The sequence below is a fragment of the Mycobacterium sp. WUMAC-067 genome (genome assembly GCF_020217485.1).
GTDB lineage: Bacteria > Actinomycetota > Actinomycetes > Mycobacteriales > Mycobacteriaceae > Mycobacterium.
Map to the genome: position 1 here is coordinate 1 of NZ_JAEKMI010000031.1, position 15776 is coordinate 15776.

General features: G+C 67.0%; 14 protein-coding genes and 2 pseudogenes. 3 read left to right on the plus strand and 13 right to left on the minus strand.

The features are described 5' to 3' along the window. Positions 1-2 precede the first annotated feature (2 nt). From JF781_RS19575 to JF781_RS19620, 10 genes and pseudogenes are all read right to left on the minus strand, one after another. Positions 3-812, minus strand: coding sequence for an SDR family NAD(P)-dependent oxidoreductase (locus JF781_RS19575; RefSeq protein ID WP_225329080.1), 810 nt, complete (start codon positions 810-812; stop codon positions 3-5). A 6-nt stretch (positions 813-818) separates the two neighbouring features. Next, positions 819-3248, minus strand: a complete 2430-nt coding sequence (locus tag JF781_RS19580) for a CaiB/BaiF CoA-transferase family protein (protein ID WP_225329079.1) — start codon at positions 3246-3248, stop codon at positions 819-821. Continuing rightward, positions 3245-3493: pseudogene (locus JF781_RS19585) on the minus strand (enoyl-CoA hydratase/isomerase family protein); the annotation flags it as partial. The pseudogene JF781_RS19585 and the gene JF781_RS19580, both read right to left, overlap by 4 nt. Before the next feature lie 96 nt (positions 3494-3589). Next, the gene (locus JF781_RS19590; protein WP_225329077.1) at positions 3590-4717 is read right to left on the minus strand and encodes a Xaa-Pro peptidase family protein; all 1128 of its coding nucleotides are present in this window, start codon (positions 4715-4717) and stop codon (positions 3590-3592) included. Beyond that, positions 4707-5951, minus strand: coding sequence for a Xaa-Pro peptidase family protein (locus tag JF781_RS19595; protein WP_225329076.1), 1245 nt, complete (start codon positions 5949-5951; stop codon positions 4707-4709). The genes JF781_RS19590 and JF781_RS19595 overlap by 11 nt, the downstream gene beginning before the upstream one ends. Further along, a complete protein-coding gene (locus JF781_RS19600) occupies positions 5951-7117 on the minus strand; it encodes an amidohydrolase family protein (protein WP_225329075.1) in 1167 nt (388 codons plus the stop codon). Before JF781_RS19600 ends, JF781_RS19595 begins: the two co-directional genes overlap by 1 nt. Before the next feature lie 50 nt (positions 7118-7167). Continuing rightward, entirely contained in the window at positions 7168-8412 is a 1245-nt protein-coding gene (locus JF781_RS19605; protein WP_225329074.1) for a cytochrome P450, read from the minus strand. A 19-nt stretch (positions 8413-8431) separates the two neighbouring features. Further along, positions 8432-8626 (minus strand): ferredoxin, encoded by a 195-nt coding sequence (locus JF781_RS19610; protein ID WP_225329073.1) that lies wholly within the window; start codon positions 8624-8626, stop codon positions 8432-8434. A gap of 11 nt (positions 8627-8637) precedes the next feature. Continuing rightward, the gene (locus JF781_RS19615; RefSeq protein WP_225329072.1) at positions 8638-9315 is read right to left on the minus strand and encodes a TetR family transcriptional regulator; all 678 of its coding nucleotides are present in this window, start codon (positions 9313-9315) and stop codon (positions 8638-8640) included. 180 nt (positions 9316-9495) lie between these two features. Then, the gene (locus JF781_RS19620; protein WP_225329071.1) at positions 9496-10302 is read right to left on the minus strand and encodes an SDR family NAD(P)-dependent oxidoreductase; all 807 of its coding nucleotides are present in this window, start codon (positions 10300-10302) and stop codon (positions 9496-9498) included. Between the two features lie 256 nt (positions 10303-10558). Here JF781_RS19620 and JF781_RS19625 point away from each other — a divergent pair, with 256 nt between their 5' ends. The 3 genes and pseudogenes from JF781_RS19625 to JF781_RS19635 all read left to right on the plus strand — a co-directional run bounded on the left by JF781_RS19625 (position 10559) and on the right by JF781_RS19635 (position 13125). Next, positions 10559-11326 carry an SDR family oxidoreductase gene (locus JF781_RS19625; protein ID WP_225329070.1) on the plus strand — a complete coding sequence of 256 codons (768 nt, stop codon included), beginning with the start codon at positions 10559-10561 and terminating at the stop codon, positions 11324-11326. After that, a pseudogene (locus JF781_RS19630) lies at positions 11322-11429 on the plus strand (SDR family oxidoreductase); the annotation flags it as partial. The gene JF781_RS19625 and the pseudogene JF781_RS19630, both read left to right, overlap by 5 nt. An 88-nt stretch (positions 11430-11517) precedes the next feature. After that, positions 11518-13125: a multicopper oxidase family protein gene (locus JF781_RS19635; protein ID WP_374109721.1), complete on the plus strand. Its 1608-nt coding sequence runs from the start codon at positions 11518-11520 to the stop codon at positions 13123-13125. 4 nt (positions 13126-13129) lie between these two features. On the opposite strand, the gene JF781_RS19640 is transcribed toward JF781_RS19635, so the two are convergent. Genes JF781_RS19640 through JF781_RS19650 form a run of 3 tightly spaced genes read right to left on the minus strand, consistent with a single transcriptional unit; the run spans position 13130 to position 15755 of the window. Next, positions 13130-13951, minus strand: coding sequence for an alpha/beta fold hydrolase (locus tag JF781_RS19640; protein ID WP_225329069.1), 822 nt, complete (start codon positions 13949-13951; stop codon positions 13130-13132). Then, complete coding sequence (locus JF781_RS19645) at positions 13951-14940, minus strand: cyclase family protein (RefSeq protein ID WP_225329068.1); 990 nt, start codon at positions 14938-14940, stop codon at positions 13951-13953. Before JF781_RS19645 ends, JF781_RS19640 begins: the two co-directional genes overlap by 1 nt. Continuing rightward, positions 14928-15755 (minus strand): coniferyl-alcohol dehydrogenase, encoded by an 828-nt coding sequence (locus tag JF781_RS19650; RefSeq protein ID WP_225329067.1) that lies wholly within the window; start codon positions 15753-15755, stop codon positions 14928-14930. Before JF781_RS19650 ends, JF781_RS19645 begins: the two co-directional genes overlap by 13 nt. Positions 15756-15776: the final 21 nt, after the last annotated feature.

Consider the following 15776-nt stretch of genomic DNA (forward strand, 5'->3'; position numbering starts at 1 on the left):
CACTAGTTCGGCGGGCCCAGCCGGTAGTCGCCGGTCCGCGGGTCGTGATACCACCCGCTGGAGGCCTGGGTGCCGCCGTCGACGTGCAGCGTCTGCCCGGTCAGATAGGCCGCCATGTCCGAGGCCAAGAATACTGCGGCACTGGCGATTTCGTCGACGTGGCCGGGACGGCCCATCGGCACCATGTCGCGCATTGCACTCGTCGCGGCCTCCCCGCCCAGCTGCGCCAGCCCCTCGGTGAGGGTGATGTCCGGGGCTATCGCGTTGACCCGGATCCCATGGGGCGCCAATTCCAGTGCCGCGGTCTTGGTGTAGTTGATGACGCCGGCCTTGGCGGCTGCGTAGGCTGCGTAGCCCGGCGCCGCTCGTACGCCCTCGATCGAGGTCAGCGAGATGATGCTGCCGGGCAGGCCCTCCGACACCATCGTCCGGGCAACCCGTTGGCTGCACAGCAGGACGTGGCGCAGGTTGGCGCGATACAGCGCATCCCAACCGTTTTCGCTCGTTTCCAGCAGCGGCGAGGAGAACACGCCGCCGGCGTTGTTCACCAGAATCGTCGGTGTGCCCAGCTCCGCGATGGTGCGGTCCAGCGCGCCATCCACCTGGGCGCCGTCCCGGACATCGGTGACGATCCCCAGGGCGCCAATGGATTCGGCCGCCTGCGCGCAGGTTTGCGGGTCGCGCTCCCAGATCGCCACCCGTGCGCCGAACGCGGCCATCCCGGCCGCGATGCCGCGGCCGATGCCCGCGCCCCCGCCGGTCACCACCGCGACGTGGCCGGTCAGCAGGATGTTCGAGGGGTCGATCGCCATCCTCGATCAGCCCGCCGTGTGCATCGCCGGCGCGCTGCCGATGACACCGTCGGATTCCAGGCCGGCGATCTCCGCGTCGGACAAGCCGAGCCCGGTCAGCAGTTCGTGGTTGTGCTGTCCCAGCAGCGGCGCGTGCTCGGTGTGGAACCTGCTGGGCCCGGCTGAGCATCTCATCGGCACGGTGCTGAGCCTAGCCGGACCGTTGACGGGGTGGTCGACTTCTTCGAAGAAGCCCCGGAACGCCAACTGCTCCAACTCGGTTTGACGATGCGGTTGCATCACCTTGGCCACCGGCACCCCGGCGTCCCAGAGGGTTGCGACGATCTCGTCGCGGGTGCGGCCTTCGCACCACGCCGCGAGTTGTTCGTCGATTAGGTCGTGGTGCTCGCGCCGACCGGCGTGCGTCGACAGCTCGGGAGATGTTGCCCAGGAGGGTGATCCGATCGCGCGACACAGTTTTGCCCACTGATCGTCGGTGGCCACGGCGATGGCGACCCAGCTGTCGAGCCGGCCGAATTCGTCGATATCCGCGCTGAGGTAGAGGTTCTGTGGCGCCGCCGTCGGCCCGCGGTTGCCCGCACGCTCCAGCAGCGCCCCATAGGCCGAGTGCTCGATGACCTGCTCGGCGGAGATGCTCAGGGCCGCATCGACCATCGCCGCTTCGACGAACACGCCCTCGCCGGTGCGGCGGCGGTGCTCCAGCGCCAGCAGCAGCGCGTTGGCCGCGTGCACACCGGCGCATGGGTCGCCGATCGAATACGGGTCATACGGTGTGCGGTCCGGGTAGCCGGTGAGCCAGCTGACTCCGGACGCGGCTTCGATGACGTAGGCGAACGCGGGGTTATCGCGCCATGGCCCTTCGAGACCGAATCCGGGCATCCGCACCATCACCACGTCCGGCCGAATCGATTGAACGGTGGCGAAATCCAGGCCGAGCTGATCCAGCACCCGGGGGGTGAAGTTTTCCACGACGACGTCGCACGTGGCGATGAGCCGGCGCAGCAACTCCCTGCCGCGCGGGCTCTGCAGGTCCAGCGTCAGGCCCTTTTTGTTGGTGTTCAGCGCCTCGAAGATGGGCGATCTCTCCCACCATTGCTCCTCGGTGACCGGCACGCCGGCGATCAGCCGCGTGCCGTCCGGGCGCCGGGTGGATTCGACATGGATGACCTCGGCGCCGAGCATGGCCAGAAAGTGCGTGGCGCAGGGTCCCGCCCAGAACGTCGTCATGTCCAACACCCGAAGGCCGGTGAGCGGCAACGATTTCGCGGCACCGGTCGGCGCCGGCCGGGCGGGCAGATCCGCGGCCCGGTAATCCTCGGTGTGCTCCCCAAGCCGTGGCGCCGGATGGGGGCCGCGCAACTGCGCGGGCCGCATCCGGTAGGGGTGACTCGGCTGCTGGAAGCCGTCGCGCGGGTTGCGGACGAACGAACCGCGTTGCACGAACTGGTCGAACGACGCGACGTTCGCGCCGTTGGCGATGGGGGCGTTGGGGATACGGAACGCCGTAGCCAGTTCCCGGATTTCGTCGACGGTGGTGCGGGCCACCCAGTCGAAGATGTCCTCGGCGTAGACGTTGGCCAGCTCGGTGATCGACAGCGGCGAGTCCTCATCGATCCACTCCGGGTGCCCGACCATCGCGCACAAGTCGAACCACTGCTGCGCGGTCCCGCAGCCGAGATCCACCAAACCGTCTTTTGCCTGAGCCACTCCCGGTATCGTCGGCCGTCGCATGTCTCGCCACGGCCGCCCGAGCACCTCGAAGTAGGACACCGGATAATAGGTGAGGCACAAAATCTGGGTCTCGAGCATCGACAGGTCCAGCAGTTCTCCTGCCCCACCGCCGATTCGGCGCCAACGCGACGCCAGGGTGGCCGCGCTGGCATAGGCTCCGGCCAGGTACTCGCCGACCTGACCGCCGATGAAGACGGGCGGGCGCTGCTGCTCGCCGCGGCCGAGCCCGACGATTCCTCCCGACCAGGCCTGCAGCGTGAATTCGGTTGCGGCGCGGTCGCACCAGGGACCTTCCAGCCCGAACGGCGTGATCGCCGTGACGGTCAGGTGCGGGTGCCGCCGATGGATGGCGTGCGGCGTAAAGGCCGGGTGCTCGGCCACTGCCGAACCGGCAGACCAGACCACCGCGTCCGCGGAGGCCAATAACCGGTGCAGCAGCTCGGCGTCGTCGTCGCCGGCGGAGTCGGCGACGACGCTGCGCTTTGCGCCGGCCAGGAAGCTGAACAGCGCACCGTCACCGCCATCCGGGATGGACGCACTCGAGGCGGACCACCTGCGCAGCGGATCACCTTCTGGTGGTTCGACTTTCACGACATCAGCCCCGCCGTCGGAGAGCAGTTTGGTGCAGTAGGCGCCCGCTATGCCGGTGGACAGATCGATCACCGTGTAGCCGGTCAGTGGCGGTTCGACCCGGTGTTGCGTCACGAGTTCTTTTTCTTCGCTTTGGCTTTTTTGCTCGCTTTCTTGCTCAGGCGCCAGTCGGCGGGGAACCTGCCGTCGTTGTCCTTGACCGCATCGCCCAGACCCCGCTTCATGGCGTCAGCGAGCGTCAGTTCGTCACCGACGTCCGGGCGCACCATGCCGCCCATCGATTCGAAGACGCCGCTGAGCATGCTGCTGAGATACTCGCCCTGGAACTGCTTCATGATTTCGAAGAAGACCTTCTTAATCCGGCCGGTCGAACGTGATCGTGGCGATCCGCGTCGTGGCGTCCTTGTCGTAGCGGATCATCTCCTCGGCCGACGACTCCGCGGGGTCCGGCATGGCTAGGGCCGCCAGAACGGGCTCGCGGTGAGCACTTCCGAACCGTCGGCGGTAATCAGGACCGCTTCTCGCCCGAATACCGCGCCGACTCCCTCTTCCCACACATATCCCGTCACGGCAAGCACCATCCCCGGTTCCAACCGTTCGTCGGCCGCGGTGGCGGGCAGATGCTTGGAGACGACGGGAGGGTCGAACCCCATGCCCAGGCCGCGGGCCACCGGCATCGGTGGGTCCGGTTCCCCCGCGGCTCGGTAGGCGGCCAACAGTTCGGCCGCCCCCGCGCCGGGCCGGCAGGCGTCGAACAACCTGCCCCACAGGCTGTCCCAGCGTCGGTAGAGCGCCGCCGCGCCGTCGGGCACGTGCGACTTGCCGGCGGGCCAGGTGCGTCCCACCTCGCCGACGTAGCCCCCGGCCAGGACTCCGGCGGAAAACGCCACCAGATCGCCGTCCTGGATGCGGCCGTCACCGTGGGCGCGACGCCACGGGTGCGTGCGCGAGGTCACCCACGCGACGTCTTGATTCGACGGCGTGCTCACGCCGCCGGCCGCCGAGGCCTCCAACACCACACCGGCCAGCGCTTGTTCGCTCACCCCCGGCCGCAACTCCTCGACCGCGGCCGCCAGGGCCGATTCGGCCACCGCGACGGATTCCCGCACCGCGGCGATCTCCTCGGCGGTCTTGACTCGGCGGGCGGCCCGCATCGCGAGCTCCCCGTCGACCAGCTGTGCGTTGGGGAATGCGGTCGGCAGCAGCTGGGCGAAAACCGGTGAGAGCGCGTCGGTTCCGACGCGCCGCGCACTGGCCGCTCCGTCGATGCGCTGCAGCGCCGACATGGTGTTCATCGGGTTCCACGAGATGCCGTAGAGATTCTCGTGGGGGATGTCGTCGGGCACACCCTCGTCCCACGTGCTGAGGAGGTGCACGGCGCCGGTCTCACGCACCACCACACAGGTCGGACCGAAGGGGCGGGTGCCGGCGACCCACAACTGCGGCGCACCAGTGACGTAACGGACATTGGCCTGCCGGCCCAGGACCAGAACATCGAGATCGTGCGCCGCCATTTCGTCGAGCGCCCGCTGGCGACGCCCCGAGCGCAGCGTGCGCTCATCGGGCAGGACTTCAGTTGCCATAGGGGTCATAGGGGTAGTCGGTCAAACGGATCCAGCCTTCCTCGGTAATCACCAGGACCTCTTCGCTGCGGTAGCCTCCGGTGCCGTCCTCCCACACGACGGGCTCCAGGACCAGCACCATCCCGGGTTGCAGGACGAAGTTCTCGTCGAACTCCTGTCCGAGATCCGTTCCGATCATGGGCATTTCGGCGGCGTTGACACCGATCCCGTGGCCCAGGTAGAAGTGCGGCAGCCAGGGCTTGCTGCCGCCGTTGGCCTGGATCGCGGCCCGGCCGAGATCCGCCGCGGTGGCGCCGGCCTTGGCGACCCCCAGGACGGCGGACATGATCTCGAACCAGGTGTCGAACTGCGCCTGTTGGCGCGGGGAGGGGTCCCGCCCGACGATCCAGGTACGCCCGAAGTCGGAGCAGTAGCCCTGGTAGGTGATGCTGACGTCGGTCCACAGCACGTCGCCCTCGGCCAGCTCGCGCTCGGTGCTCAGCAGCGGCAGCGCCAGGTCGCCGTGCGTGGTCCACACGCCCTCGGCCTTGCTCGGCGGCATCACCTGCCAGATCGGTTCGAGCATGCTGGCCGTGGCACCCAGCTCGAAGGCACGGCGCAAAAAGCTTGCCGACAAATCGATCTGACGTATCCCGGGCGCCAGCCGCTTCTGCACCTCGACCATGGCCTCGTCGGTGATCCGGATGGCGGTGCGCATGCACGACAACTCATCCGGGGTCTTGACCGACTTGGCCGCGCTGACGATGGCCGCGGCGTCGACCGGGGCCCCGTTCGGGAACAAGGCGTTCGCGGCGCGCGACATCGCCCCCGTGCACTCGTCGACCGCCACCACCGCTTTGGCCGGGATCAGCCCGGCGATCGTCCGCGCGAAATGGGCCACCCCCTCGTCGAATTCGAGATAGACCGGCCCGTGCAGGTGGTCGGCGGGCAGATCCGACTCCTGCGAGGCGCCCTCCCGGAACGGGAGGAACAGGTGCGGCCACTCGTCGTCGGCGAGCACCACGGCCACCGGACGCTCGACATAGGACAGCCCGGCGTCGCCCAGTGGCCAACTTGCGCCCGTGGCGTAGACGACGGCGTTGTTGCCGAGCAGGATCATCGCGTCGACCCCGCGTTCGGCCATCGCCGACCGCAGCCGGGCTCCCGTCTCGCGGCGCAGGCGGGCCAGGTCGGGTGTTTCGGGAATCACCAGCCCGTTGCCTCTGCTGGTCCCCAGGTGTGCGAGCGTCTTCACTACAGGCCCAGGAACGTTGTGATGTTGTCGCTGACGATCTTCTTGGCGTTCGCCGGACCGACGGCGTCGACAACGGCCTTCAGCGACTTCTCCGAGTAGCCATAGGTGCTTTCGTTGTGCGGGTAGTCGCTGGACCACATCACCCTGTCCACCCCGATCTGGTCGATCAGTTGCAGGCCCAGGGGGTCGACCATGAACGACGCGCTCATGTGGGTGTCCCAGTAGTAGCGCACATCGTGCTGCAGCGGCCGGTTGAACATGTGCTGATAGGACGCGACCAGGTGCTCGGCGTCCTGCAAAGCCCATGGCACCCAGGCGATTCCGCCCTCGAACCAGCCGATCCGCAGCCCGGGATGATCGTCGAGAATTCCGGTGAAGAGATACTTGGCGAACTGCTCGCGGAATCCGTCGACGTTGATCATCATGCCGACCACCACACTGTTGAACTGACACGGGGTCTTCGGCGGGGTCTCGCCGATGTGGTGGGTCACCGGCAGGCCGGCGGCCTCGATCTCGTCCCAGACCGGTTTCATCGCGGTGCTGCCGTAGTCGATGATGTTGCCCTCGTCGTCCTTGCCCGGGTTGAGCGGCAGTAGGAACGTCTTGAGCCCCAAGGACTTCAACTCTTCGAGGGTCTTGCGGGTCCCCTGTGGGTCCCACCAGTTGATCAGGCCGGCCCCGTAGAAGTGGCCGCCCGAGCGCTCCTGCAACTCAGCGATGTATTCGTTGTAGATACGGAAGGCAAGCTCGCGAAGTTGCTTGTCCGGGTAGTGGAACAGTGCCAGCACCGCGTTGGGAAAGGCCAGTTCCTTCTCGACCCCGTCGTCGTGCAATTCCTGGATCCGGGCCTCGATGTTGGTGCTGGCGGCGCCGGGCAGGTCGTCGTACTGCATCAGGACCGCGCTGAAATCGCCCGGCAGGAACGACTGCCCCTTGCGCCCGACCTGGTAGGCGCCCTCCTCATACCAGATCCGCGGCGCCTTGTCCTTCAGGTCATCCGGGAAGCGTTGGTAGAAGATGTCATCCGCCAGCGAGATGTGGTTGTCGGCCGAGAAGACGACGGTCCCCGGGGGCAGGCCCACATCGCTGCCGGCGGCGTGGCCACGTCGGTCCTTCGGGGCGCCATAACCTCCGGGCGGGTAGAGCGTGCTTGTTTGAGTCGTCATCGTTGACCCTCCATTGTCGATCCGCAGTTTTTTCACAGTAGCGAGCTGGGCTACCAGGTCACCGGCAGTTCGTAGACGCCGTAGGCGAGGCGGTCATGCTTGAACGGGACTTCTTCGATCGGCACCGCCAGAGCCATGGTGGGGATGCGGCGGAGCAGGGTCTGGAACACGATCTGCAGTTCCGCCCGCGCCAGTTGCTGACCCACGCACTGGTGGCGGCCATAGCCGAAGGCGACATTGCGATCGGCTCCAGAGCGATGCAGGTACAGGCGATCGGGTTCGGCGAACGCCTGCGCGTCCCAGTTGGCCGGTGCCAGGTCGATGATGATGCCTTCGTTCGCGCGGATGGTCTCACCACCGACATGGATGTCTTCCAAAGCGACGCGACGCTGTCCGTTTTGGATGATGCTGAGGTAGCGCAGCAATTCCTCCACCGCGTTGGCGAGAATCTTCGGGTCCTCGGCGTCGCGGATGACGGCGGCCTGGTCCGGATTCTCCAGCAGCGCAAGCACTCCGAGCCCGATCATGTTCGCGGTCGTCTCGTGCCCGGCGATCAGCAATCCGGTGCCGAGCTGTGCGGCTTCCTTGACGCTGAGTTCGCCGGCCTTGACTCGCTCGGCGAGATCGGAAACCGCGTCCTCGGCGGGGTTTTCCATCTTGGCTTCGACCAGCTGAGCCAGGTACTTGTGCAGGCTCATCGCACCCTTCATGGTGTCCTCGGCGGCGGCGAAGCGCGCGAGGCCGACATTGGCGTGGTGCTGGAACATCTCGGCGTCCTCGTAGGGCACCCCGAGCATTTGGCTGATGACCAGCGACGGAACCGGAAGGGCAATGGCGCCAACGACATCCGCGGGCTGCGGACCGGCCAGCATCGTATCGATGTGGTCGTCGGTGATCTGCTGGATCGTCGGCCGCAGACCCTCCACCCGCCGGAACGTGAAGGGCTTGGACAGCATCCGCCTAAACCGGGTGTGCTCCTCGCCGTCGGAGGTGAACACCGACCGGGGCCGCTTGTGCACGGTCGACAACATGCCTTCGTTCCAGTGCGGGAAGCCGGGCACCCGGTCGTCGACGCTGACCCGCGAATCCGAGAACAGCTCGCGCACTTGCTCGTAGCCGGTGATGAGCCACGGCGTACTGCCATCCCAGATCCGCACCCGGGACAGCGGCCGGGACTCGGCCAGTGCCATGACGTCCGGCGGCGGGGCGAACGGGCAGCGCGGCTCCCTGGCCATCGGATAGTCCGGAATGTCGGCGGTCTGCTCTGTTGTGGTGCTCGTCAGAATGTCTGACATCTCTATTCCTCGCCGTATTTCATTCTTCAACGTGGATAGCCAGGGCGGGGCAGGCTGCCGCCGCCCGCCGCGCGCCCTCGGCCTGCTCGGCCGTCGGACTGGGATTGAGTAAAACGACCACGCCGTCGTCGTCGCGCTGGTCGAACACGTCGGGCGCATTCATGACGCAGTTCCCCGAAGAAGCGCAAACGTCCTGGTCGACAGTCACTTTCATCTTCCAGCCCCTCACTCGTCCGCCGTCACAGGCGCCAGCCACAGGCCCACGATCGCGTCGATAAGTCCGGACGCCGCAGCCCGCCATGAACGATGGGACGTCAATGCGCCTGCGGCAAGCGCGCGTTCGCGGTCCGCGCAGGTGTGCATCAACAGGTTTCGGGCCATGATGTTGCGCTCGAAGTGCACTTCGGTCGGCAATTCGGGCAGACAGCGGTTGATGCCTTCGACGACCTGAACCAGCGACGGGGAGCTCAGCGCGCCCTTGACGATGATGTTGTAGTACGCGGGGTCGGTCATCGCCTGCGCCGCGAACCGCGCGTACCAGGTGGGATTTCCAAGCTCCTCGAGGTGATCGGTGAGCGGACGCACCAGACAGGCCACCCAGTTGCGCAGTTCGGCGTCCCGGCCGTCGTCGGCACCCGAGCCGAGCAGCTCGGCGACCATCTGCTCACGGAGCTGCTCGACGGGCCCGCGGTGCTTGTGCTCGATCGCGCGCACCAGGTCGGCCTTGGTGCCGAAGTGGTAACCGACCGCGGCGTTGTTGCCCTGGCCGGCGGCCTCGCTGACTTGCCGGTTGGACACCGCGAACATGCCGTGCTCGGCGTAGAGCCGCTCGGCTGCCACCAAGATCGCCTCTTGGGTGGAGCTGGCCCGCTCGGTGCGCACGGTCCGGCCGACGGTGGTCATCGGCCTAGTCAACCGCGCGGGACGCTTTAAGTCAAGCGATTGATTTAAATCCGCGGGGCCCTTGATCCGACGCCCGTGGACGCGGGTGCCGAACACGACGTCCCGCCGACGCCCGAACGTGACAACAACGTCACGCTGGCGACCGAACGTGACCGCATCGTCACGGTCGGGGCCGGCGCTCTAGCCTTGCCGCTTGGGCCGAATGACCTTGCCCGCCACCGTTCCGCCGTCCACGGGCAGCACGGTCCCGGTGACGTAACGCGACCGGTCGGTGGCGAAATACAGTGCGGCCTCGGCGACGTCATCGGGCGTGCCGTCGCGCTTCAGCGGGCGGTCATCGCGCATCCCCTGGCGGATCCGCGCCTCGAACTGCTGGAGCTGTTCGGGGTCCATGCCGGCCGCCGACTTCCCCAAGATCGGTGTGGGGATGCTGCCCGGTGCGATCGCGTTGACCCGAATCTCGTGGTATGCCAACTCAATTGCGGCGGACTTGGTGAACTGGATGACCGCCGCCTTGGACGCGCGGTAGGTCATCACGCCGCCGCCGGCCTGGATCCCGCCGATCGAGGTGATGTTGATGATGGATCCACCGCCATGTTCGGCCATGTGCCGCGCGGCATCCCGGGTGCCCGCCATCACGCCCAGCACGTTGACCCCCATCACCCGGTGGAAGTCGGCAAGGTCGTCGTCGAGCAACTTCCGCAGGGGGCTCGAGACCCCGGCGTTGTTCACCATCACGTCCAGGCCGCCGAACTTCGCGACCGCGCAGGAAACCAGCGCCCCCACCTCTTCGGGCTCGGAGACGTCCGTCCGCTGGAATACGGCAGTGGCACCCAGCGACGTCGCCAGCGCCTCCCCACGGTCGCTCTCGACGTCGGCGATGACGACCCGCGCCCCCTCCGCCACGAACCGCTCCACGAGACCCCGGCCTATGCCGGACGCGCCGCCGGTGACGATGGCGACCTTGCCGTCAAGTTCGTTAACCACCTGACGAGTTAATCGGGGCCGCAAGCGTTAAGTCAAGCAGTTGATTTAAGACCGCGCAGGGCCCGGTGTCCGGCCGGCGCGCGAAATGCGCGTGTTCGCCAAGCTCGGCATCACCTCGCGTCGACAACTGCGGGGTATGACCAAGGAATTCGGCCCCTGAGTTCGGCATGACTACGGACTTTCCAGGGTTCCCACGGACTGGTGCGCGGGCCATGCTGAAGAGGCCAATTCGTCGGGAAGCTTGGAAGGCGTGATCATGAAGGTTTTGGTAATCGGCGGCAGTGGGCTGATCGGATCACAGGTGGTCACCATGCTCACCGAGCAGGGACACGAAGCGATCCCGGCGTCACCGAGCACGGGCGTCAACACCGTGACCGGTGAGGGCGTTGCCGAGGCCGTCGCGGGCGTCCACGCGGTGGGGGACGTCTCCAATTCGCCGTCTTGGGCCGATGACGATGTGCTGAACTTCTTCACCACTTCTACCCGCAACCTTCTCGAGGCGGAGCGGGCCGCCGGCGTGCAGCATCACGTCGCGCTCTCGATCGTCGGAGCCGACCGGGCGGCCGCGAGTGGATACATGCGGGCCAAGATCGCCCAAGAAAAGGTGATCGTGGAATCCGGGTCTCCCTACACGATCGTGCGCGCGACGCAATTCTTCGAATTCGTTGAGGGCATAGCCGATTCGATGACCGACGGTGACACGGTCCGCGCGCCGCATGGGGCATTCCAGCCGATCGCGGCCGTGGATGTGGCCACGGCCGTCGCCCGCGCCGCGATCAGTGAGCCGGTCAACGGGGTGATCAACATCGCCGGACCCGAAAAGCAGGGCATGGACGACTTCATCCGGACCCGGTTCGCCGCGACCGGCGATGCCCGCCGGGTGGTGACCGATCCGGATGCGCAGTATTACGGCGCGGTGCTCGACGAGCGCATGATCGTTCCCGTCGAGGGCGAGGAAGTGACCCTCTACCCCACCCGGTTCGGCGACTGGCTGGCTGCGCAGGTGCCCAGCAACGCCAAGTAAGCCGTCCGAGATCGCCGAAGCGGTGCTCTTCCTGAGCTCCCCCCGCTCCAGTTTCGTCACCGGTTCGACCCTGCACGTCGACGGCGGCGGCGCCGCGGTTTGACCCCACGGCGGCCAACGTCGAGTTGCTGCGGACATTTCGTCGGCCTTCGCTCTACGGTGGGTAGTTGCGCAAAGACGAGGAGCATTGATTGCCCGTGCAACCCACCAGCGACATCCCCTTCGACACTCGGCTCACCAGGCGCGGTTTCATGGCCGCGGGCATCGCCGGCGGATTGGCGCTGACGGCGTGCAGCCAATCCCAACCCGAGCCGTCGGGCAACGCCCGGATGGCCGCCGCCATCGATGCGGCCGAGGCCGCCCGGCCGCACAGCGGCCGCACCGTCACCGCCACCCTGACGTCCCAGCAGGCCCAGATCGACCTGGGCGGACCGGTCGTCCGCACGCTCGCCTTCGGGAACTCCATCCCCGGTCCGGTGATCCGCGCCAGCATCGGCGACGAAGTCGTGGTGACGGTGAAAAACCGGCTCGATCATCCGACGTCGGTGCATTGGCACGGCATCGCCATGCGCAACGACATGGACGGCGCCGAGCCCGCGACGCCCAACATCGCGGCCGGCCACGACTTCACTTACCGGTTCTCCGTGCCCAATTCGGGCACGTACTGGGCACATCCCCACACCGGCCTGGACGGGGACACCGGGCTATACCTGCCGGTCATCGTCGACGACCCGACCGAGGGCAACTACGACGCCGAATGGATCGTCGTCCTTGACGATTGGACCGACGGCGCCGGGAAGAGTCCGCAACAGCTCTACAGCGAACTGAGCAACCCGAACAAGTCGCCCATGCCCACCACGTCCGAGACGACCCCGACCACCACGCCGACGGAAACGAGCACGACCGAGACGACGTCGACCAGCCCGACGACCTCGTCGAGTCCGGCGTCCGGCGGTCCCGCGCCGTCCGCGGGAAGCGCCGGCAGCAGCGACCTCCTCGGAGGCGACGCCGGAGACATCGCCTATCCCTACTACCTGATCAATGGGCGAATTCCCGCTTCCCCCATGACGTTCGATGCGAAGCCCGGTGAACGGATACGCATCCGTTTCATCAACGCCGCCTCCGACACCACCTTCCGGGTGGCGCTGGCCGGCCATTCGATGACGGTGACGCATACCGACGGCTACCCCGTGGTGCCCGCTCAGGTCGATGCGCTGCTCATCGGCATGGCCGAACGCTACGACGTCACGGTGACCGCCGCGGACGGTGTCTTCCCACTGGTCGCCGTCGCGGAAGGCAAGAACGCTCTGGCGCGGGCATTGCTGTCCACGGGCGTGGGCAGCCCGCCCGATCCGCAGTTGCAGCCGGGCGAACTCACCAAGCGCGTGGGCACCGTCGAAATGTTCACCGCCACAACGCCGGTCAACCTGGGCCGCCTTGACCCGAACCTCAATCTTCCGGTCGTGTTGGGCGGCAACATGATGCAGTACAACTGGACGATCAATGGGCAGCCCTACGGCAAGACGAGCCCGCTGCGCGTGCAACAGGGTCAGCGGCCCACCATCACGTTCGACAACACCACGACGATGTATCACCCAATTCACCTGCACGGGCACACGTTCCAGGTGATCAAACCGGACGGGAGCCCGGGCGCCCGCAAGGACACCGTCATCGTGCTGCCCAAGCAGAAGCTCGCCGCCGTCCTCGTTGCCGATAACCCCGGCACGTGGCTGATGCACTGCCACAACACCTATCACCAGGTCGCCGGGATGGAGACCCGACTGGATTACGTCTTCTGACGATTCAGAGGCCACCCAGAAAATCCGTCAGCAACTGGTTGACCGCCGACGGCTGCTCGATCTGGGGGCAGTGCCCGGCCTTGTCGACGACCACCGAACGGGCTCCGTCGATCTGCTTGGCGATCTGGGCGGCCCAGCCGCCGGGTAACAGCTTGTCGTCGCCGCCCTCGATGACAAGTGTTGGCACGCCGATGCATTCGTAGGCGCGCGCGCTGGATGGGGTCGAGGACGGGGCGGCCCCGGGGCGGCGGAACCGGGCCGCGGCGATGGCCTCCCACGCCCCGGGTGCGGTGCTCGACTCGTGGCGGCGTCGCACGTACTCCTCGTCGGCGGCATAGGCCGGGTCGGAGAACAGCGCTTCGACGATGCGGCGCATGGCCGGCAACGTGGCGTCATAGTTCTGCAGCGCCTCGAAGTACTGGTTCTGCTGGATCTCGCCGCCGCCGCAGATGATCACCAGGCTACGGACCGGCAGCAGCGGCGTCTCCGACGTGCTGTCGGTGAGGAGGTTGATGGCGCCCATCGAATTGCCGACGAAGTGTGCCGAGTCGGCGCCGACCAATTCGCAAAACCGGGCGATGTGCCGGATCCGCATGCCGCGCCCGTCGACGAAGTCGATCACCTTGGCCGACTGCCCGAAGCCCAGCTGGTCCGGAGCGAGAACCCGGTACCGCGCCGCGAGGGCGGCGATGTTGCGTTCCCAGCCGAGTTCGGCGCCGGCGCCGAACTCGCCGCCGTGCAGCAACACCACCGGATCGCCTTCGCCGGCTTCCAGGTAGCTGGTCGCCAGGCCGTCGACCGATATGGTCTTGCGCCTAATCTGCATCACTTGATCGCTATCGGGTTCACCGGGGATCCCACGGCCCCAACGAATCTCAGCGGCGGAGCGATGAGCTGAAACTCGTAGACGCCGTCGGCGGCGCAATCGGCCGCCAGGGCGGTGAGGTCCCAATACTCGCCGAGCATCAGCCCCATGTCGCGCAGGGTCAGCAGGTGGAAGGGCAAGAACACGCCGTCGACCCCGGACACCGGGTCTTCGACCTGGAGGTTGTCGGACGCGACCGCCGCAACCTCGTGATCGTGCAGCCACTGGGCGCATCGCCAGTCCAGTCCCGAATAGGGTTCGGTCTTGTTGCCGGTGTCCAGATACCTTGCCCACCAACCGGTCCGGATCAACACGATGTCGCCGCGCCCGATCGTCACGCCTTGGGAGCGAACGACGTCGTCCAATTCCTCGGGAGTGATCGGGTTTCCGTGCTCCAGGAAGACCTCCGCGCCGCGATGGCGCACCAGGTCCAGCAGCACGCCGCGGGAGGTGATGCCCTTCCCGTCCACCTTCTCGATGCCGAGGCGGCGGGCGCCCAGGCTGGTCACCGAGCCCGCCGGGATCCCGTTGTAGAGCAGGTCGTCGTAATAGACGTGCGACAGCGCATCCCACTGGGTGGCCGCCTGCAGCGGCATGATGATCATGTCGTCGTTGAACCGGAAGAGGTTGTCGACGAAGTACGGGCCCATCTGCGCCGCCGTCGGATTCCGGTCCCAGCCGGGGCCGTACTGGGCCAGCGTGTTCGCGTCACCGCCGTCCACGGTCATCACATGGATGGGGTTGTGCCGAAAACCGAAGGCGCCCTGCGGTCCCGACGAGCCGAAGTCCACGCCGAGCGGAAACACCTTGCCATGCCGGACCAGGCCGGCGGCCTGAGCGATCTTTTCCTCGGTGATGAAGTTCAGCGTGCCGAGCTCGTCGTCGTCGCCCCAGCGGCCCCAGTTGCTGACATCGCGAGCGGCCCGGCGAAAGTCGGTCACACTGGCCACGAAGTACGCCCTTCCTCGAGTTCACGAGCTATTGCGGCGCCCACGTTTCCGCCGTCGACCCACACAACCTGACCCGAAATATAACTGGCCGCACGGCTATTCAGGAAGAGCAGCACCGCCGCCTGCTCGGCGGGCTCGGAAACACGACCCAGCGGCTTGGGGATGTCGTCGAGGAAGCCCTGCCCGTATGCCGAGCGCAGCTGGTCCAGGATCGGCGTCTCTGTGACCCCCGGCCCCGTGCAGTTGATGCGGATCCCTCGGGCGCCCAGCGGCGTGGCACTGCGCATGGTGTAGAGGATGATGGCTTCCTTGGACAGCTGGTAGCCGGTGCCCAGCGCATCGGGGTGTCGGTCGCACCACTCGATGCCCTCGGGCATGGTCGCGGTGTCGAGCAACGGCGCCACCTCGCGCAGGTGTTCACGGTAGGCGGCCGCCGCGAGCGAGGACACGCTGACGATGGATGACCCCGCGGTCATCTTCGGGATGAGCGCCTCGGTGACGTGGCGTAATCCCAAGAAGTTGATCGTGACGATCAGCTTCGGGTTGCCGACGCCGGAGGAGACCCCGGCGATATTGAACAGCGCGTCGACCGGCCCGTCGAGGGACGCCACCGCGCGATCGATCGACGCCGGATCGGCGAGGTCGACCTCATGGAACGCGTTGACAGCGAAGTCGGGCCGGCGCTTGTCCAGCCCGACGACGTCGGCCCCCAGGTCGGTGAGCTGGCGCACCACGTATTCGCCGATGCCCGAAGCGCATCCGGTCACCACGGCCCGGCGGCCGTCGTAGCGCCACAGCTCGTCGATTGCTCCCAAGGCTCGCCCCGACATCTCGGT

Excerpts from the sequence above, each read along its gene's own strand:
- JF781_RS19575 (WP_225329080.1), bottom strand. The coding sequence starts at position 812 with ATGGCGATCGACCCCTCGAACATCCTGCTGACCGGCCACGTCGCGGTG.
- JF781_RS19590 (WP_225329077.1), bottom strand. The coding sequence starts at position 4,717 with ATGGCAACTGAAGTCCTGCCCGATGAGCGCACGCTGCGCTCGGGGCGT.
- JF781_RS19600 (WP_225329075.1), bottom strand. The coding sequence starts at position 7,117 with ATGACGACTCAAACAAGCACGCTCTACCCGCCCGGAGGTTATGGCGCC.
- JF781_RS19605 (WP_225329074.1), bottom strand. The coding sequence starts at position 8,412 with ATGTCAGACATTCTGACGAGCACCACAACAGAGCAGACCGCCGACATT.
- JF781_RS19610 (WP_225329073.1), bottom strand. The coding sequence starts at position 8,626 with ATGAAAGTGACTGTCGACCAGGACGTTTGCGCTTCTTCGGGGAACTGC.
- JF781_RS19615 (WP_225329072.1), bottom strand. The coding sequence starts at position 9,315 with ATGACCACCGTCGGCCGGACCGTGCGCACCGAGCGGGCCAGCTCCACC.
- JF781_RS19625 (WP_225329070.1), top strand. The coding sequence starts at position 10,559 with ATGAAGGTTTTGGTAATCGGCGGCAGTGGGCTGATCGGATCACAGGTG.
- JF781_RS19640 (WP_225329069.1), bottom strand. The coding sequence starts at position 13,951 with ATGCAGATTAGGCGCAAGACCATATCGGTCGACGGCCTGGCGACCAGC.